Origin of the sequence: Pseudomonas sp. GW456-12-10-14-LB2, assembly GCF_002884345.1 — a bacterium.
In the GTDB taxonomy this organism is placed as follows: Bacteria; Pseudomonadota; Gammaproteobacteria; order Pseudomonadales; family Pseudomonadaceae; genus Aquipseudomonas; species Aquipseudomonas paraglycinae.
The window spans coordinates 11894-29778 of sequence record NZ_POHV01000056.1 but is presented as its reverse complement, the minus strand read 5'-3'; the positions used below and the strand labels follow the sequence as shown (position 1 = coordinate 29778).

At 56.6% G+C, this 17885-nt stretch carries 23 protein-coding genes and 1 pseudogene; 10 read left to right on the top strand and 14 right to left on the bottom strand.

What is annotated here, in order from left to right:
- Together C1X29_RS29260 and C1X29_RS26600 are read left to right on the top strand one after the other, a co-directional pair.
- A partial coding sequence (locus C1X29_RS29260; protein WP_158247906.1) for a hypothetical protein occupies positions 1 to 1113 on the top strand: 1113 nt, incomplete at its 5' end.
- Positions 1114 to 1797: 684 nt separating this feature from the next.
- Positions 1798 to 2274, top strand: coding sequence for a hemerythrin domain-containing protein (locus tag C1X29_RS26600; RefSeq protein WP_007955324.1), 477 nt, complete (start codon positions 1798 to 1800; stop codon positions 2272 to 2274).
- A gap of 57 nt (positions 2275 to 2331) precedes the next feature.
- Here C1X29_RS26600 and C1X29_RS26595 read toward each other — a convergent pair whose 3' ends face one another.
- Positions 2332 to 3141: a DUF1206 domain-containing protein gene (locus C1X29_RS26595; protein WP_102718786.1), complete on the bottom strand. Its 810-nt coding sequence runs from the start codon at positions 3139 to 3141 to the stop codon at positions 2332 to 2334.
- Between the two features lie 206 nt (positions 3142 to 3347).
- On the opposite strand from C1X29_RS26595, the gene C1X29_RS26590 reads away from it, so the two are divergent.
- From C1X29_RS26590 to C1X29_RS26580, 3 genes are all read left to right on the top strand, one after another.
- Complete coding sequence (locus tag C1X29_RS26590) at positions 3348 to 3578, top strand: hypothetical protein (RefSeq protein WP_085747576.1); 231 nt, start codon at positions 3348 to 3350, stop codon at positions 3576 to 3578.
- A gap of 106 nt (positions 3579 to 3684) precedes the next feature.
- Complete coding sequence (locus C1X29_RS26585) at positions 3685 to 3924, top strand: hypothetical protein (protein ID WP_102718785.1); 240 nt, start codon at positions 3685 to 3687, stop codon at positions 3922 to 3924.
- 140 nt (positions 3925 to 4064) lie between these two features.
- The gene (locus C1X29_RS26580; RefSeq protein WP_102718784.1) at positions 4065 to 4916 is read left to right on the top strand and encodes a LysR family transcriptional regulator; all 852 of its coding nucleotides are present in this window, start codon (positions 4065 to 4067) and stop codon (positions 4914 to 4916) included.
- A gap of 5 nt (positions 4917 to 4921) precedes the next feature.
- On the opposite strand, the gene C1X29_RS26575 is transcribed toward C1X29_RS26580, so the two are convergent.
- Positions 4922 to 6376 (bottom strand): MFS transporter, encoded by a 1455-nt coding sequence (locus C1X29_RS26575; RefSeq protein ID WP_102718783.1) that lies wholly within the window; start codon positions 6374 to 6376, stop codon positions 4922 to 4924.
- Positions 6377 to 6605: 229 nt separating this feature from the next.
- Between C1X29_RS26575 and C1X29_RS26570 the strand changes: the two genes are divergently transcribed.
- Complete coding sequence (locus tag C1X29_RS26570; protein WP_102718782.1) at positions 6606 to 7364, top strand: SDR family NAD(P)-dependent oxidoreductase; 759 nt, start codon at positions 6606 to 6608, stop codon at positions 7362 to 7364.
- Between the two features lie 120 nt (positions 7365 to 7484).
- Here C1X29_RS26570 and C1X29_RS26565 read toward each other — a convergent pair whose 3' ends face one another.
- The 4 genes from C1X29_RS26565 to C1X29_RS26550 form a co-directional block, all read right to left on the bottom strand.
- Complete coding sequence (locus C1X29_RS26565; protein ID WP_102718781.1) at positions 7485 to 8402, bottom strand: AraC family transcriptional regulator; 918 nt, start codon at positions 8400 to 8402, stop codon at positions 7485 to 7487.
- 81 nt (positions 8403 to 8483) lie between these two features.
- The gene (locus C1X29_RS26560; RefSeq protein WP_039773158.1) at positions 8484 to 8741 is read right to left on the bottom strand and encodes an Atu4866 domain-containing protein; all 258 of its coding nucleotides are present in this window, start codon (positions 8739 to 8741) and stop codon (positions 8484 to 8486) included.
- Between the two features lie 19 nt (positions 8742 to 8760).
- Positions 8761 to 9057 carry a hypothetical protein gene (locus C1X29_RS26555; protein WP_085649060.1) on the bottom strand — a complete coding sequence of 99 codons (297 nt, stop codon included), beginning with the start codon at positions 9055 to 9057 and terminating at the stop codon, positions 8761 to 8763.
- A gap of 177 nt (positions 9058 to 9234) precedes the next feature.
- Positions 9235 to 9999, bottom strand: coding sequence for an SDR family NAD(P)-dependent oxidoreductase (locus C1X29_RS26550; RefSeq protein ID WP_011333890.1), 765 nt, complete (start codon positions 9997 to 9999; stop codon positions 9235 to 9237).
- Between the two features lie 286 nt (positions 10000 to 10285).
- Between C1X29_RS26550 and C1X29_RS26545 the strand changes: the two genes are divergently transcribed.
- Both C1X29_RS26545 and C1X29_RS26540 read left to right on the top strand, forming a co-directional pair.
- A complete protein-coding gene (locus tag C1X29_RS26545) occupies positions 10286 to 11230 on the top strand; it encodes a helix-turn-helix domain-containing protein (RefSeq protein ID WP_102718780.1) in 945 nt (314 codons plus the stop codon).
- Between the two features lie 180 nt (positions 11231 to 11410).
- Complete coding sequence (locus tag C1X29_RS26540) at positions 11411 to 12145, top strand: SDR family oxidoreductase (protein WP_064595909.1); 735 nt, start codon at positions 11411 to 11413, stop codon at positions 12143 to 12145.
- Between the two features lie 69 nt (positions 12146 to 12214).
- Here C1X29_RS26540 and C1X29_RS26535 read toward each other — a convergent pair whose 3' ends face one another.
- The 6 genes and pseudogenes from C1X29_RS26535 to C1X29_RS26510 all read right to left on the bottom strand — a co-directional run bounded on the left by C1X29_RS26535 (position 12215) and on the right by C1X29_RS26510 (position 15345).
- Complete coding sequence (locus C1X29_RS26535; protein ID WP_102718779.1) at positions 12215 to 13132, bottom strand: helix-turn-helix domain-containing GNAT family N-acetyltransferase; 918 nt, start codon at positions 13130 to 13132, stop codon at positions 12215 to 12217.
- Between the two features lie 71 nt (positions 13133 to 13203).
- Entirely contained in the window at positions 13204 to 13881 is a 678-nt protein-coding gene (locus tag C1X29_RS26530) for a phytanoyl-CoA dioxygenase family protein (protein WP_102718778.1), read from the bottom strand.
- Positions 13882 to 13888: 7 nt separating this feature from the next.
- Complete coding sequence (locus C1X29_RS26525; protein WP_256584401.1) at positions 13889 to 14218, bottom strand: hypothetical protein; 330 nt, start codon at positions 14216 to 14218, stop codon at positions 13889 to 13891.
- A gap of 97 nt (positions 14219 to 14315) precedes the next feature.
- A complete protein-coding gene (locus C1X29_RS26520; RefSeq protein ID WP_082934400.1) occupies positions 14316 to 14639 on the bottom strand; it encodes a gamma-glutamylcyclotransferase in 324 nt (107 codons plus the stop codon).
- Positions 14640 to 14718: 79 nt separating this feature from the next.
- Positions 14719 to 14844 (bottom strand): annotated as a pseudogene (locus C1X29_RS26515) (dienelactone hydrolase); the annotation flags it as partial.
- A 69-nt stretch (positions 14845 to 14913) separates the two neighbouring features.
- Positions 14914 to 15345 (bottom strand): VOC family protein, encoded by a 432-nt coding sequence (locus C1X29_RS26510; protein ID WP_102686753.1) that lies wholly within the window; start codon positions 15343 to 15345, stop codon positions 14914 to 14916.
- Positions 15346 to 15553: 208 nt separating this feature from the next.
- Here C1X29_RS26510 and C1X29_RS26505 point away from each other — a divergent pair, with 208 nt between their 5' ends.
- A complete protein-coding gene (locus C1X29_RS26505) occupies positions 15554 to 16000 on the top strand; it encodes an anti-virulence regulator CigR family protein (RefSeq protein WP_011333836.1) in 447 nt (148 codons plus the stop codon).
- A gap of 79 nt (positions 16001 to 16079) precedes the next feature.
- On the opposite strand, the gene C1X29_RS26500 is transcribed toward C1X29_RS26505, so the two are convergent.
- The gene (locus C1X29_RS26500) at positions 16080 to 16385 is read right to left on the bottom strand and encodes a hypothetical protein (RefSeq protein WP_102686754.1); all 306 of its coding nucleotides are present in this window, start codon (positions 16383 to 16385) and stop codon (positions 16080 to 16082) included.
- 240 nt (positions 16386 to 16625) lie between these two features.
- Between C1X29_RS26500 and C1X29_RS26495 the strand changes: the two genes are divergently transcribed.
- A complete protein-coding gene (locus C1X29_RS26495) occupies positions 16626 to 16883 on the top strand; it encodes a DUF2790 domain-containing protein (RefSeq protein WP_102686755.1) in 258 nt (85 codons plus the stop codon).
- Between the two features lie 45 nt (positions 16884 to 16928).
- Here C1X29_RS26495 and C1X29_RS26490 read toward each other — a convergent pair whose 3' ends face one another.
- Complete coding sequence (locus C1X29_RS26490) at positions 16929 to 17864, bottom strand: LysR family transcriptional regulator (protein WP_102718776.1); 936 nt, start codon at positions 17862 to 17864, stop codon at positions 16929 to 16931.
- Between the last annotated feature and the right edge of the window lie 21 nt (positions 17865 to 17885).

Genomic DNA, 17885 nt, shown 5'->3' with positions numbered 1-17885 from the left:
CAGTTATTTCAGGGTGAGTCTGGATTTAGTGTAGAAAATTACATAAATATCATATATATGATAATTGCTCGCTGCTTGGTCAAACGAAGTGTCGAGCAATTTGAGGTTGTGTCGTTTTCTGATTGGGTAATAGATCTGCGAAAAGCAAATCAAGAAGTTGGTATTGATTTGCAATTGCTAATCTCCGTAATGAAGTCAGTTTCCTTTGATCTCAGCGAAGGTGCGGAGTTTTCCAGTGCCACAATTGATCAACCTAGCAATCATTCCCTCTTCAGGGATAAGCCCTTCCTTCGATTGTCCGAAACAGAATATTTACCTGTGGAAGGGCGATTTGTAGAGGAGCTGCTATTCGATAATCTATTCCATAAGATTCATCTTGCAACAGGAAAAGACAAGGACTTTTTAGATGATTTTGGTGCTGATTTTGAACGTTACGTGCAAAACTTATGCGAGGTTTCTTGCACCTTAAAGAAATTGGATTTGTACGAATACATTCCTGAGTTCAAATATGGGAAGACGCAGTCGAAATCTCCCGATGCAATGATTTTGTGCTCGCGAAACAAAACGCTTCTGGCATTTGAAGTGAAGGCATCAAGGTACTTGGACTCTATTCTCTCGTCTGATAATAATCATGATGCGATCGAAAAAAGTTTTCATAAGCTAAGATATAAGCCTTGGAAACAGGCTCACACAGCACTGCGGAGAATTGTTCTTGAAAAGCGTCATCCCAAGATAACTGAAGGCCTTTCTTGTCTTTTTATTAGTGTCACTATGAATGAGATTCCACTCTCTCTAGAAGATCACAAAATAATAGTCGGAGATCGTGATATTAGTTACTGCTTCTATTCTCTAGGTGTTCACACGCTTGAATTGCTTTTGTCGAGCGCAATTGTACAGGATGCTTATACGCTTTATGACTTGTTGAGGAGTTCATATGACAGAAGGCATAATATTTCCACAAAAACATTTTTGTTAAGGTTTTATAGGGGGCAAGGAGGTCAAAGTGCACTGGATTTAATGGTTGCAAAATTTGTGACCGAAAAGCATAGGGAGTTTATGCACAGCCATAAGTATGTTGAAAAGGTTGGCGATGAGCATAAGGTTATCCTCTGAAGACCAAAGTTGAAACGCGGTGCAGATGAGTAGTCTAGGCAAGTGCAAATGACGGATTGACTGTGCATCGGCTATTTGCAAGAAAAAGAAGAAAAGGGACAGAAAAGGGGACTGATTTATTTTCTGAGAAATAAATCAGTCCCCTTTTTAGTCGATTTTCAAAAGAAGCTTCGTGATCTTCACGTTTCGTAGCAATGCCTTTGGAGTTTTGGTGTTAGTTAGTCAATAGGCTCTCAAATAAGGTAGTCAGATTGAAAGCTCGGCTCTTGCCAAATCTCCCGAAAAGAAAGACAAGAAAAAAGATGCCGATCCAAAAAAATCTGCAAAAAAAACTGATAGCAAGTCAACCAAAGCTAAAAAATCAGACAAAGCAGAGAAACCGGCGAACAAGAAAAAGTGATATCAGCTAGGGCTACTGGCCCTAGCGTCCTCCGTCTGTATCCAATCTTTATTATCTCTCGCAGCAACTGCCGATGACTGGCGCGCTTCCGCTATTTGCAAGAACCTCAGCCCCTACTCATGCAGAGTGCATGCTTTTATTTGGCCATCCTCGTGCGCAAGCCGTTGATGTTTAATGATATTTAAAAGCTGAAGTGCTGGCACAAAATATGCGGTGTCTGTCTGGAATGACGCAAGAATTGCCGACCTGGATCGGCGAACAATAATCCGTGATAGAGGCCTCAAATGAACGCCATCGACCTTCTGAAAACTGACCACGAAAAAGTTAAAGGCATTCTGAATCAACTCAGTGAATCCACCGATCGCGCATTAAAAAAGCGGGCGGAGTTGCTGGACAAGCTTGAACTGGAAATTACCATTCATACTCAGCTTGAGGAGCAGATTCTGTATCCGGCTTTCAAGGAAGCAGGCGGTAAGGAACAGGATGAAATGTATTACGAGGCGAAAGAAGAACATCGCACGGTAGATTCACTGGTATTGCCAGACCTGAAGTCTACCGATCCTTCTACGCCCGAGTTTGCCGGCCGCGTGAAGGTGGTCAAGGAGCTTTTGGAACACCATATCGAGGAAGAGGAAACCGAGATGTTTCCCCAGGCCAAAAAGCTGCTGGGCAATGCCAAGCTCGAAGAGTTGGGCAAGGAAATGGAAGTGATGAAGGCTTCACTGAAGAAAAGCCTCAGCGGGTCGAATATGGCGGCCTGAACAAATAGATAGACGGACCTGCGGCGCGATCAAAAGCCCGGCTTAATGCCGGGCTTTTCATTTGGTTACGCCTGGCACATCCATGTTTATCTTGCGCCAACACGCTTCAGAGAAACTGTAAACCGAGAAGGCAATCAGCCCCAGAGCCATCACCATCAAGACAAGCCATCCAGCGGGTAGACTCTGGAGTGCGTCCAGCGCTTCCTTCATGCCGGGTGGGTCCATGGCTTGATAAGCGGAACCGCTCACTGCCAGCAGCAAAGCAGTTTCTATAAACACGACTCCGCGGGCGATCAGGCCGAATTGTGACACCGGACGGACGTAACGCATGACCTCGTCGTCGGCCTCAAAATACTTTTCGAACGAAGCCTTCCATCCCTTGATGATGTGAGCCACTCCAACGCCCAGTGGTATGAGCGCGATCAGATACAACAATAAATTCGAGTGCTCCCACGACAGAAGATGCGCCAGCCAATCCTTGGTTTGCTCTCCTGAATGGCTCGAGTTTCGGGTGCCGCTCACGAGCAGGCCCAATGCGAAGAACGCGAGAGCACCGTTGACCAAACCTCCTGCAAACAGGCCTGCACGAATCACCAGACCCTTGAATTGCGTGCCGTGATGATCGACATCGCGTACGGCTTGCAGGACACGCCATGCCGAAAATGCAAGCAGACCCGCCACCACAAGTCCCACCAGAAAATAGCCGAACGGTTGGCTCAGCAAGGCCTCCAGGCTTTTGTGACTGTCCTTCGGTTTTGTCGAGTCATGGGCTGCCATCAAGGCAAATATACCGATGATCAAATAGAGCATCCCGCGGGAGGCGTATCCACCCCGAGCGAGTATTACCAGGTTGCGCTGCGCGGACATTGGATTTACTTCCGAGAGGTCATAAAAGAGCAGACCCTCCTTTCTGGAGGGGGTTCTATTACAAGTCGTAGATGATCGCGCCAACTGTGGACCCAAGGGCGATGTGAGCTGTTGTTGCGGGCTGGACGATCCTGACCCATCATTTGGGTTTCAGCGGTTATCGCTGTCGTGTATTGGATGTCGAATTGAAGGTATTGGGTGGCGATGTGGAAGGCGTAGTGTTGGGCGAGAAGATTCAGCGTGAAGCAGATCGACTGCTGGCGCAGATTGTCCGGGCAGATTCGATGATCATTGCTGTCAAGGCAGGGGCGCGGGCGGATGGATTCGTGCTGGGACTGGAAACCGGCGGAGCTTTGCGTGCCGGTGATGCCGAACGGCTGTACATCATTTTTGAAGCCGCACTGGTCGAGCGTCTGAAGTCCTTGTCGCGAGGCTGATCAGATCACGTGACTGGATCGAAATTCATGAACAGTCATCTGCTTGAACTATAAGCTGACCACTCAGTCAGGATAGGTGCCGATTACCATTCTGAGGGTGTCATCCATGCGCAATTACACGATCACGTACCTGTTCAACGACCAGCCCCGTACCCATCAGCTCCAACTGAAGCAGCCTGAGTTGCCCATTCAGGACGCGGCCATGCACTTGTTGCAGTTACATTTCGGGGATGGCGAGAACAGCCTGATCATGCCTGATGCAGACTCGACACCTGAGGAGATTATCGAGCAGGCGAGTCTGGTCGGAATCACTCGAATCGAAGTGGTGGATGCCCAAGGCGAGTAGGGTGATCCGCTCCGACTGAGCCAACGTTCATTTCAAAGCCACTGCTCTTGATAACGGCTTCGAAGCACGTGGTTCAGGGTATTGCTGCGGGACGGCCATTGTTGCAACCTCATTGTTCATTTTCAGTATGGGACGAGGGCATGGACTGGAGTGACATGCGGGTCTTCCTGGCGATTGCCCGCAGTGGCTCGCTCGGTGGTGCCGCCAGGCAGTTGGGGGTCAGTCACCCGACCGTCGGGCGGCGCCTGCAGGTGCTTGAACAAACCAGCGGGCAAACCTTTTTCCTGCGGACGGCTCAAGGGCTGGTGCTCACGGATGTTGGTGAGAGGATTCTCAGTCTGGCGCAGGACATGGAACACAGCGCCTTGGCCATCGAGCGTCGTCTGGCAGGACATGGCGATCAGCCGGAAGGCCTGTTGCGCATATCCTCGGCCGACTGGTTCGCCTGCCATGTGTTGGCGCCGGTCCTGAGCGAACTGGTGCAACGGTATCCGTTGATCGTTCCTGAAGTCATCGCCGGGCATCGTCTGTTCGACCTCGCTCGCCGGGATGCCGACATCGCCTTCCGGATCGTGCCTTTCACCGAACCCGACATCGTCCACCGCAAGCTGACAACCCTGACTTACGGACTCTACGCCGCTTTGCATGCTCCGGCGCCGCAGCCGGACGGTGAAGGCCTGGGGCTGATCCTCATGAACGTTGCCCAGGCTCATTACCCCGACGTGCATTGGTTGCAGCAGCGGTATCCGCGGGCCCGAACAGTGTTCACCAGCAGCAGCCGTACAGTTCAGGCGCAGATGTGCGCGAAGGGGCTTGGTGTTGCCGTATTGCCCCGCGTCCTCGGCGACTCCATATCAGGACTGCGCCTGCTGGATGAGGATGAGCCGCCACCAGGGCGGGACATCTGGATGGGTTATCACCAGGACATGCGTCAGATGGACCGGCTGCGTGCGCTGGCCGACCTCGCTTCCAGCATGATCGGCGCGGGGTAGCCCCCTCAGGTCAAACGGACAGCCGATACCTCCGGTACATGCACTGGCTGGCGCGCTAACGTCAGGCTTATCGCTGCTCCCACGGCCAGACAGACGGCGATGCACAGTACCGCGATAGTGAACGCGTAAGCGATGCTGACTGCCGTAGCCGGTTCTCCCAGCAAGGTATAAAAGACACCGCCAATCAGCGCGACGCTCAGCGATGTGCTGATTTGCAGCGTTGCGCTGGTGATGCCTGCGATCATTCCGGCATACGCCGGCGCGACCCGCCCCGTGACCATGCGCATCAACGTCGGCAGGCCCAGGCCTTGTCCCAGACCGATCAGGAACAGGATGATCGTGAGTGATGTGAAGGGCGGGGCGAGGGTGGTCGGTGTCACTGACACGAGCCAGCCCAGCCATAGCAGTCCGAAAACCTCCAGTCCCATGCCTATGGGATTCACGTAGCCCCCGAGGATGCGTCTGAGTAGAGGGACCGACAGGGGGCCGAGCAGAAACCCAGCGCCGAACGGCAGGAAAATCAGCCCGGCATGCAGCGCGGTCATATGCAGCGCGCCTTGCAGGTAAATCGAAAACATCAGAAAAAACACACCGATTGAATAGAAGCAAAGCGCGACCAGTAGCGCTCGCCCCAGGCCCGGCGCTTTCAGTACGGCCGGTGCGAGGATGGGGGTCCCACCAGTTCGGTGCAAGCGGTTCTCGTAGCGCCAGAACAATACCGCCAGCACAGGGCTGGCGGCCAGTGAAAGCCATGCCCACAACGGCCATCCCGCCTCGCGACCTTCAATCAAAGGCACGACCAGAGCGGTCAGGGTCAGCATCGAAAATGCTGTGCCCACCAGATCCAGCTTGTTGGCATGCTGCGCACGGGTTTCTTTCAGCACAGGGATGCCGAACGCAATCACCAGCAACGCAATCGGTAGATTAACGAGAAAAATCGCCCGCCACCCCATGCCCAAAACGTCGATTTCAATCAAAAAGCCGCCCAGTGCCTGACCGATTACGGATGCCAGCCCAAACACGGCTCCGTACAGGCTCAATGCCAATGGTCTTTCCGACGCCGGAAAAATCGCCTGCACCGATGCGAGCGCCTGAGGAGCCATTACGGCGGCGGTCACCCCCTGCAAGGCTCGGCCGAGGATGAGGATCCACGGTGAACCTGCCACGCCACACATCAGTGACGCGGCGGCAAAACCCAGCAGGCCAAGGAAGAACATCCGCCCGCGACCGTACAGGTCGCCGAGTCGCCCGCCGGTAATCAGCGTCACGGCATAGAGCGTCGCGTAGGAAGAAATCACCAACTGCTCGGCAGAGGAACCTGTCCCCAAGTCGTCCTGTATCGAGGGCAGCGCGACGTTGACGATAAAAAAATCCAGGGGCGGTAGAAACGCACCGACGAGCAAGATGGCAAACATCAACCAGCGCCGGGGTTCGGACACTTCGATTTCGATTCGAGACATGACAGGCATCCTGTAGGGAAACTCAGGTTTGACGACAAGTGAAAGGCAAGGCTTCGCGCCTGCTCGGACCAAGTCATGGGTCCCAATTTAGGGAATCACTCCTGCGTTTTCGCCTTACAAAACTGCACGATCAATGTTCATTCCTGTCAGTGCCGCTCTGCTCCGATGGCGCTCACCATGAGCAAGGTCGTTTCAGACGACCCCTTTTTCAACGACCGAGGAGTCAGACATGTCAGGAAAATTCAGCGATCAGGTTGCCGTAGTGACCGGCGGTTCCACGGGGATCGGATTTTCCATTGCGCAAGCCTTGATCGCCGAGGGCGCCAAACGCGTTTACATCACTGGACGGGCAGCGGTAATGCTGGAGGCGGCGGTTGCCAGACTCGGCGACAAACCTGTCGCGGTGGTTTCCGACGTCTCGCGCCAAGCCGATCTCGACGCGCTCAAAGCGACAATCCAGGCGCGGGACGACCGGCTTGACGCGGTCTTCGCGAATGCCGGGATCTGTGAGAAAAATCCCCTCGGAGAGACCAGCGAGGCTGCTTACTACGCCATGTTCGACGTGAACGTGAAAGGCGTTTTTTTCAGCGTTCAAACACTTCTTCCCTTGATGAAAGACAATTCGTCCATCGTCTTGACCGCCTCGATCTGCTCCAGCAATGGTATGGTGGGATTGAGTCTGTACAACGCGTCGAAGGCGGCGGTGCGATCATTTGCACGCACGTGGGCCAACGAACTCAAGGACCGCAAAATCCGCGCAAATGTGTTGAGCCCTGGCTTCACACGCACGCCGCTGATGGACAACGGGCTGAAAATGAGCGAGAGCGACATCGCTGCGCTACGCCAATACGTCGAGCAAATCACGCCACTGGGCTACATGGCACAACCTGAAGAAATCGCCAGCGCGGCACTGTTTTTGGCCTCGGTCGACGCCAGATATGTGAACGGCGTGGAGCTGATGGTCGACGGTGGCTTGTCGCAAATCTGAAGTCTCTGTCGCTGCGAACGGCCTGTTCCACGACATCAACCTCCGATGGTTCCTTCAATAACCGTCGTATTGGATCTTTCCCTGGCGTTCTGCTGCCCTGAACTGGCTCCGGCCAGGCGTTCACGCAGGATGCCGGACCCGGCTGGCATCTCTGGAGGGCGGGCACCCGAACTGGCGACTGTATTCCCGGCTGAATTGCGACGGGCTTTCGTAGCCCACTCGATAACAGGCGCTCGCCACATCCAGCCCTTCGCCGAGCAACAGCCGGCGGGCTTCCTGCAGGCGCAGTTGTTTCTGATACTGCAGCGGACTCATGGCTGTCACCGCCTTGAAGCGATGATGCAATGTGGAGTTGCCCAAGTTGGCGACCCGGGCGAGTTCTTCGATGCGCAAGGGTTGGGTGTAGTGATTGTTCAACCAGTCGATTGCTCGTGTTACTCGCCGTGTTTGCGAGTCGCCGAGGGCGAGCTCGTACAGACGACGGCCGTGCACACCCCGCAGGAGGCGGTAATACAACTCGCGAAGGGCGAGCGGTGCCAACATGCCGATGTCTTTCGGTGTTTCCAGCAGCCGGACCAGCCGCAGCATGGTTTCCAGCAGGGGTACATCGACTTTCTCAAGAAAAAGGCCAAGCTCCGGCTCGTCCGGGACGCCCGCCGGTGGAGCGTCGGCGATGACCTGAGCGATTTCCGTGGGCTCGAAATCAAACCGGATACACAGGTAGGGCGCCTCCGGGCTGGCCATCAGCACGCGACCGGACACCGGAAGGGTGACCGAAACCACCAGGTAGCTGAGGGGGTCGTAAAGGTACTGGTCGTCACCCAGGCCGATTTCCTTTTGCCCTTGCACGATCAGGCAAAGTGCCGGTTTGTGCACGGTATGGATCAGCTCCGAAGGTGCATCGAAACGGATGACATGCAGGGGCGCTATGGCGGTCTCATAGATCCCGGGTGTGGTAAAGCGTTGCGTCAGCAGGCGAACCAGTTCGTCACGGTAGACGGCTGTGTTTTGAAGGATGAAAGCATCGCTCTGTTCCATTTCAAGGCTCTCACAAGTGTTGATGAACGTCTGCCTGAAGCTTTTCAGGCAGACGATATTCGCCCGACATCATCAAAGTACTCATTGCCGATACAGGATCATTCCGGCGTGATACAGCACGTCGTCATGAAAGTGGCCGTCAGCGGTGAAGCCGGTGTCGTCCCAGTACTGGATGTAATCACCGACCAGTTCATAGCGGCCCTGATAGGCGCTCTTGTTTTTACCACGGGCCTCGTCGTAACGACCAGTCGTCAGAAGCTCATGACGGATGAATCCATCCGCGGTAACCCACATGCCTGCGTAACGATGGTCCTGAGTGGTTTTTTTGGCATCTTTCATCACTTTTCTCCTCGGATGTTCAGACTGAGCCGATACGGCCCAAAGCCGTGCGATCAGAGCCGTTTTCGGCAACGCGAAAACCCGGAGTGCGATCACTGCCACCTTCAGTGACGCGCATGCCTGGCGTGCGGTCCGAACCATCAGCGGCAACGCGGAACCCCGGAGTGCGGTCACTGCCACCTTCACTCACGCGCATGCCTGGAGTTCGATCAGCACCGTCAGCTGCCAGGTACAAGCTGGTCGAGGAAAGGTTGATCGCGCAGGCCACCATCGCGCCGATCACCAGTGAAAGGGAAAGCCGTTTTGCGTTTTTCATTGTTCAGTCCTCATTGACGTTGTTCATCTGAGCGGCCTGCCGTGGCCTGTGTCTGCATCCGTTGCGTGCTTTCAGATTACGTAGCCGAGCGCAGCGGTGTTAGGACGAAACTGCCGCAGATTTGCCTGATCCTCTCGGGTTGGTCGGGCATGTCCTGCGGCGCGTTTGTGCTGCGGCTCAGCCGGCCGTGACCGTCATGCCGCCGTCGGCCATGACCACCGAACCGACCATGAAACTGGCCCGATCCGAGGCGATGAACGCGACCACTTCGGCGATTTCTTCCGGTTGGGCGGCGCGGCCGATCGGTGCCGCTTCGCCATGTTGGGCGAGAAAGGCAGGGCCGTCGTCGACCACATTGTTGAGGATGTTGGTCACCACATCACCGACACCGACAGCATTGACGCGGATGCCGTGGCCAATGACCTCAAGCGCCAGGGTGCGCGTCAATTGGGCCAGCGCGCCTTTGGAGGCGGTGTAGGCGGCAATGGTGGGGAAGGCGAAATAGGAGGCGTAGGACGCGATGTTGACGATCGATCCGGACTTGTTGGGCATCATCGCTTTGACCGCCTCCCGGCTATGCAAAAAGGCCGCCGTGGCGTTGACCGCCTGAATGCGTTCCCAGTCTTCGCGGGTCATGTCGATGACCAGTTTATTGATGATGATGCCGGCGTTGTTGACCAGAATGTCCAGCCGCCCGAATTGCTCGACGGCCAGGGCGACCGCGCGCTCGGCTGCCCCGTCCTGAGTGATGTCGGCCACCAGGGGGACCAGGCCGGGGCGGGCCAGTGCTTCGACCTCAGGGTTTATATCTTCAGCAATGACCTGGGCGCCGCGGGCATGCAGCAGCAGTGCGATGGCCTTGCCGATGCCACTGGCCGCGCCAGTGACCAGTGCGACTTTACCGGCCACTTCGTTTGGGGTGCTGTTCTTGAAGTCGGTCATGATGTTCTCCAGCGTTTTCGATCGAGTAGGGATAAGCCGTGTCGGCGCCGGCGAGGCGCTTTCATCGGCGACGGGCCTACTGTCTCGCAGCGAGGCAAAGTCGGCTTTCGTGAGATTGCCCACGCTGTCGGGGTTTTGCGCTGAATGTCAGTGAGGGAGGTTCGGTGCTCGATTCAACCCACGGGAAAAGCCCGATATCATCGAGCCGGTCTGCGTGACACGGCGTGCGGGCAAGCATCCGAGACCTGTCTGGCTTCGCACAGCCGAATCTGAAAAGGACGAGTTCATGGCAAATACCGGGCGTACCTCCCAGGACGCGTTGTCGACATCCTCTCGAGACTTGCGCATCACCGGCGAGTCGATGGGTGAGTTCCTGCCAGGTGAACCCCAGGCGTTACCCTCGCGCCCAGAAATCACGGACGTGGTGATTCAGCTGTTTACCCATCGCAGCGTTACTGAGCCCATTCTCGTGCCTGCAGTGGTGGAACCGCTGCTCGTTCTGGTTCTGGCCGGGGCGGCGACGGTAGAGGAGCGCGCATTGGGGGGCGAGTGGGAAGCGGCCGAGGTCAGTGCCGGCGATTTTTTCCTCACCAGTTCCGATGAGCCGTATGAAATGCGCTGGCAGACGCACGGAGGCGATACCTTCGAAGTCATGCATCTTTATTTGGGGCTGCCCTTGATCGAGCAAGCGTCTCGAGAGCTGTCGGGCCAGCACGCCGGGCCTGTGCGTTTGCGCGATGTTTCAGGGGCACGGGACGGGCGCGTCGCGTTTGTCATGGAGCAGTTGCGCACCGAGCTGCTTCTGGAACGCTCGCCCAGCGCGCTTTTCGCCCGCTCTCTGGCGCAGGCGCTGGCCGTGCATCTGGTGCGCAGCTATCTCGCTGAAAGCCAGCCCGGGCGTCGGGTCAACGCCTTGCAAGCCTACAAGTTGCGCAAAGTCACGGACGCCATGCGCGCGCATCTGAGCGCTGAATTCAGCCTGGCAGCACTGGCCAGCCTTGCCGAGCTGAGCGAGTACCACTTCAGCCGCCTGTTCAAACGTGCGACGGGGCTGTCGCCATCGCAGTACTTCATCCGCTTGCGCATGGCTCGCGCGCGGCACCTGCTACTGGAAACCCGCCTTAGCATCATCGACGTCGGGCTGGAGGTCGGCTACTCAAGCCCCAGTCACTTCTCGCAGGTCTTTCGGCGTGAAGTGGGCGTAACGCCCAGCGAGTTCCGTGGGGCGTGAGCGGCGCTTCATTACAAATTTGCAGGCGATGCACACAGACACGAATAGGCAAAAGTGGCGCAGGTTTCGGCACGCGTCGACCAGGCCCGTGCCCTTAATCTTTTCGACGTACCCCGCAGCAACGAACGCGTCTTCAGCGGTCGGTGCTGAACCTCAATGCAGACAGCAGGAGCTACGGATATGTCGAACATTCAAAACAAAGTCGTCCTGATTACCGGTGCAAGCAGTGGTATTGGCGAAGCAGCGGCCAGGTTGATCGCCGCCAAAGGCGCGCATGTGGTCCTCGGTGCCCGCCGTACCGAGCGTCTGGACAAACTGGTCAGCGAGATCCAGGCCGAAGGTGGTTCAGCAAGTGCCTGCGCACTGGACGTTACGGATCTGCAATCGATGCACGCCTTCGTGGCGTTCGCCAAGACGCAACATGGCAAGGTCGATGTGATCATCAATAACGCGGGCGTGATGCCGTTGTCTCCGCTGGCTTCGTTGAAGGTCAACGAATGGAACCAGATGCTCGATGTCAACGTGCGTGGCGTACTGCATGGTATTGCCGCCGTCCTGCCGGACATGCAGGCGCAGGGTTTCGGTCAGGTCATCAATATCTCGTCGATTGGTGGCCTCGCGGTTTCTCCGACCGCCGCGGTGTACTGCGCGACCAAATTCGCGGTCAGGGCTATCTCGGATGGTCTGCGTCAGGAAACGGACAAGATCCGCGTCACCGTGGTGTGCCCGGGCGTCGTCGAGTCCGAATTGGCGGATACGATTTCCGATGATGTGGCCCGCGAGGAAATGAAAGCCTTCCGCCGTGTGGCGCTCAATGCAGACGCCATTGCGCGAGCGCTCGCCTATGCCATCGAACAGCCCGACGATGTCGATGTGAGTGAGATTGTGGTTCGTCCGACCGCCAGTCCGCACTGAGCCGTTCCGGGCGCAATCACCCGTGGTTTGTGCCCCGTTCTGCCTGGCTATAAAGACTGGGCATAGACCTCACAAAGCAATCGCCCACGTCTGACTGACCAAATCCTTGCCGAAGCTGTGAATCGGCTCTTCCTCGACCAACTCAAACCCCGCCCGCTGGTATAACCGGCGGGCATCCACCAGATTGCTGGTGGTCCAGAGAATCATCTTTTTGTAGCCGACATCCCGGGCAAAACGCAGGCATTCCTCGACCAGCCGATTGCCGATCCCCAAACCCCGCGCACTGGCATCCACGTAGAGCATGCGCAGTTTCGCGGTGGTTTCGTCGTGGCGGATGACGAACACCGAACCCACCACCTTGCCGTCCTTCTCCGCGATCCAGCAGCGCTCGCCGGCTGGGTCGAATTCGCGCAGGTATTTGGCGACGACCTCTGACACCAGCGCTTCGAACTCTGAATTCCAGCCGTATTCACGGCTGTAGATCGCGGTTTGCTGATGCACCACCAGACCCATGTCACCGGGCTGCGGATCGCGCAGCAGATAGGTCGTCGGCTGGCCGCCCTCGAGTAGCGTCTGGATCTGCTTCATCGATGCGATCAGTTGCAGTTGCTGCGGTTCGGACAGGCGTTCGAGCAGGGTGATGACTTCTTGTCGCGAGGCTTGCTCCAGCGGCGCGAGGATCTCGCGGCCGAGGTCGGTGATGTGCAACTGACTGGCGCGGGCGTCGGTGGTGGAGGGGACTTTCTGGATCAGCCCCTTTTTGTCGAAACCGCCGATGAGCCGGCTCATGTAGCCCGCGTCGAGGCCGAGCATTTGGCGCAGGTCGGTGCTGGTCAGATCGCCCTGGGACGCAAGTTCGTAGAGGATGCGCAGCTCGGTCAGCGAATAGTCGCTTTGCAGCAAGTGTTCCTGCAACACGCCGATCTGATGGGTGTAGAAACGGTTGAACTGCCGGACGATGTCGGCGCGGTCGGTGATCGTGGACATGGCGTGATGCTCATATGTTTGCTTTAGGCAACTATATAGTTGCCTTAGGCAAGCAAGTCAAATGAATGATTTCATGATCCCGGACCCAAAGTCAGCCGGAACGAACGCTCAGTCGTGTCCATTCGTATGTTTCTGAGGCTCACGGTTTCCAGATGCGTTGAGTAGAGTGCTTCGGAAAACCAGGTGATCAACAGGGAGCGCCGATGTGCGCCGCTGGCGTTCAGGCTGCCAGCGTGGATCAGATCGGCATCGAAGATCAGGATGTCGTCCGCGTTGCCCGTCAGTTGCACAAATCGGGACTCGTCAGTGAAATCGAACGGGGGCTCGTCCAGGGCAGGGCGATGACTGCCGGTGACAATGCGGGTTGCACCGTTTTCCAGGCCGTAGTCGTCGAGGTATACCAGCGCGTTGATGGTGTCGCCGGGGCGTTGCGCCGACAAGTCGCGGTGCAACTGTTGGTGGCCGCCATTGATGAGCGGTCCGCGGCCCTCGACCAGTGAGAGGAAGAACCGTTCGCCGATCAACTCGCCGACCACCGCCAGCAATTGTGGCAATCGGCACACGGCCTGAACGGTCGGATCAACGTCCAGCTGCGAATGGCGCCAGTCAATGCCGCGGGGCACGGGCCATTCGTTTGAGGATTTGATGCCGGTATCGAAAGCGATGCGAAGGGCGGTCAGCCACGTGTGCGGAACTGCTCCAAAGAGCATTTCGTAGCCTTTGCTATGGAGTAGTTCGCGGCTCGTCATGGCTTCATCAGTCTCCCTTTTTACAATCAGAGCGAGTATTGCCGATCGTGATCAAGCCGACGCGGACCTCGGTATCGCTGCCGTAACCCCAAGACAATCGGTTCCCGTAACTCACCAGATCGTAGATTTCGCTTTCGCCAAGTAGCTGATCATCGCGATTGTCGTACAAACGGAAAAACGCGGGAGATTCCCAGCGGACGAACCATTGAGTTTCGAAGGGGTCGTCTGGAGGCGCCTGCGGGTGAAGGAAGTTGGGTAGTAACCAGAAAGGTCTGAAAGTTTGCACCCTGAAGCAGCCATCGGGGCTGATATCAGCGGCATAGGCTGGCTTCGCCAACGCCTTCTCCCACCACTCGGAAGCACCCCATAGCCCAACACAAAACACTAGGCCGGCCAGGAAGATTTTCATCCGCCGAGAAAAGGCCGAAGGCCGACTATTTGAGCGCGTAGACATAGGCATCCATTGCCGTCCCGTCATCCAGCTTCACCTTGGTCAACACCCGCTGATACTCAGCCCCTTCAAACTCATCCAGCGCCGCCCAGTGTTCGTGGAAATTCTCGGAAGCGAACACATAGCCTTCGATCACATCGCCATCCTCGGCAATCACCAGACCGGGAAAACCCATCGCCGCGCCCCAGCCGGCCTGCGACAGACGTCCCTTCAGCGAAGCGGCCTGCCACGTGCCGCCGATGTTCAGCATCACATGCTCATTTGGCCGGCCAGGGCCCAGGGTTCCATAAACGAAAAGACGTTCCACGATTGCTCCTGCCAGTCAAAAAAGGGAGGGATCCTGACGGATGAACGATGCGCAGGCAAGACCGCGATCGGTTGTGCGTCGAGCGGGTCAGAAACCCGTCGATCAACGCCAACACCTGTTCCTGGATCACCTCACGGGAACGAGCGCCGCCGTCCGCACAGATGATGCCGTCGCCGGGCGAATACTCTTCGAGCAGGGGAATGGCCGGCGACTGCAATTCGCCCCTTCGAGGCCGTGTCAAATTGTCGTTTTTCATTGTTTTTATCGTCCTTGATCAAATCGTGCAAACAGGACGTTCGCCCAGACGTTCTACCAGTCTTACGAGATAACCGTCCGGATCCTGAACGAGAAATTCACGCTGGCCGACTTCGACATCGTCAGCGCGATACCAGGTGTCTTTGCAGGTTTTATAAAGTGGAATCTGGGCGGCGCCCAGTCTTTCGATGATGGGAGCAACCGCCTCAACGTCGATCTGCAGATTGACGCCTCTTCCGAAGGGCTTGCTCAGTTCCGCCGTCAGCCACTGGCCTGCATTCGGATCTACCTGCTCAAGCATGACTTGAGCGCCATTCAGGTCGAGGTAGGCGAAGCCATCTTCAGGGCGTTGATAAGCGATGGTGAAGCCCAGACAGGAGATCCAGAAAGCGAGGGTGGTCTGCAGATCCGTGACCATCAGTTCTGGAACCAGTTTGTTCCGTTCAAACATGAGTGAATTCCTTTTCGTTGAAGTCGGAGCGGCGGTGCCAGACTTCTTTCCCGCGATAATACGAGTCGGGCGCATGGTAAGCGCGAATCGGGGAGCACCGAAAGCTGCACGCATCGAGAATCGTCACAAACCGCGATGACAGGGCCATCTCTCCATGCCTGTAAAAAAACTGACTAGAATCCACATACACTCTTTCAAGGAACGACCCATGTCCGGTTTACGCACGTTGATTGCGACCACGACCTGTATTGCGCTGTTGAGCACTTCGGTGTCCGCGCTGGCCGATCCTGGCAACGGAAAGGGGCAGGGCAAAGGCAACCCGCATAACAGCCAGGATCATGGCAATCAGGGGAAAAAAGGCGGGGGCGGTTATCAGGGGCACGGCCCGAGTATCGATCGCGGCGGGGTGATCGGGATTGTGGACGGCTATCGTGGCTACTGGACCCCAGGCCCGGCGTTGCCGCCCGGCATCCAGAAGAACCTGGCGCGGGGCAAACCGCTGCCGCCCGGTATTGCGAAGAAGCTCGATGGTCGACTGGTCGGCAGACTGCCGCACTACGACGGCTACGAATGGCAGCAGGTCGGCACCGATCTGATCCTGGTCGCGCTGGCCACCGGGCTGATTTATGAAGTGCTCAATGGCGCCTTCGATTGAAAAATAGACCTGTCCCCATATGAAAAAGCCCGGCGGATAAGGCCGGGCTTTCGTCGGGTACTGCGGTAAAACCCGGCATTCAGGCGTTACGACTTTCGATCAGACGGTCAGAACCACCTTCGGCAACTGCATCACTGAACAGCGGATCGGTTTCAGTCGCGGCAACCGAATCACTGAACAGCGGATCAGTCTGGGTCGCAGCAGCAACCGCATCACTGAACAATGGATCGGTTTGAGTCGCAGAGGCAACAGCATCGCTGAACAGTGGGTCGGTTTGAGTCGCAGCGGCAACCGCATCGCTGAACAGTGGATCGGTTTCAGTCGCCGCAAAAGCATTCAGGGCGAAGAGCGAGAAGGCGATACCGAGGAGGGTTTGGCGTTTCATGGTTCTGTACTCCGTGTGCAGTGGGTTGGTATGGAGCAGATCCTACGCTTTCGATTTGATATGAGAACTTCATTGAATTAATGGTTGTTATTGATGCGGTCAATGATTGGAGTCGACCCTATTCATATGAAATCCAGCAACAGTGTTTGTCTATCCCGCCGATATTTCCCCGCCGCCGCAACACTTAGCATCGTCTCCAACCCGTGAACAAACACGGTCCTCAACGAGACGGTGAACATCATGAATCTCAAGAAAATCGCGCTGGTTTTAATGCTTGGCAGTTTCGGTGTGCACGCTTATGCCGATAACGCGGACGCGGCGAACATCCCGGTCGAGACCTACAGCTCTTCGACCAGTCTGGACATCGAACATGTCATCTCCATCACCGAACCGGCCAACGAATGCGCCCCGGTGCCGGTGCAGATGACCTACGAAGATTCACATGGCGAGCGCCACGTTCTGCAATATCAAGTGATGGGCACTGGCTGTTCCAGTTGAGTCAGGTGCAGAAGATGGAGGGTCGACACTCCATGTCTGCTGTACTCAAACCGCTTTCTTTCCAACGATGTCTTCATCCGATGCCAGCAATTGCGGGATCGACTGCTTCAGAAACTCCACCCAAGTCTTGATCTTCGCATCGACGAACTTGCGCGACGGATAGATCGCGAACAGGTTCAACTCCTCCAGCCGGTATTCCGGCAACACCCGCACCAGGGTTCCCGCCCTCAAACCATCAACGGCCGAAGCAATCGGCTGAATGCCGATGCCCATGCCTTTTCTGATCGCGATGGTCATGCCGTCGGCGGTGTTGATGTGGAAGGGCGACACAGGAATGGTGATGGTTTCCATGCCTTCGGTCCCTTCGAATGTCCAGTTCTCCACCGGCATCACCGTGTTGACGATGCGCAGGCACTCGTGTTCGCAGAGTTCGCCGGGTGTTTGCGGCAGGCCGCGTTTGGCTACGTAGGCGGGCGAGGCGCAGAGGATGCTGTAGGTGATGCCCAGGCGTTGCGCGACGAAGCCGGAATCCGGCAGGTCGCGGGCCAGCACGATGGACATGTCGAAGCCTTCTTCTAGCAGATCCGGGACGCGGTTGGTCAGGGTCAGGTCGAACATCACCGTGGGGTGAATCTCGCGATAGCGCGCGATGGCATCGATCACGTAGTGGTTGCCGATGGCCGACATGGTGTGGATCTTCAAGCGGCCGACGGGCAGGGTCTGGGCGGTGCCGGCCTCTTCATCGGCTTCGCGCACGTCATCGAGGATCTTTTCGCAGCGCTCCAGATAGCGCACGCCGGCTTCGGTCAGGGCCAGGCGGCGGGTGGTGCGGTTGATCAGGCGTGTGTGCAGACGCGCTTCGAGGGCGGAGATGGCTTTGGAGACGTTGGTGGTGTTGGTGTCCAGCAGCTCGGCAGCGGCAGTGAAGCTGCCGCTTTGGGCGACGGCGATGAAGAAGCGCATGCTTTGGAAGACGTCCATCGGTGTCGTCTCAACAGTCAG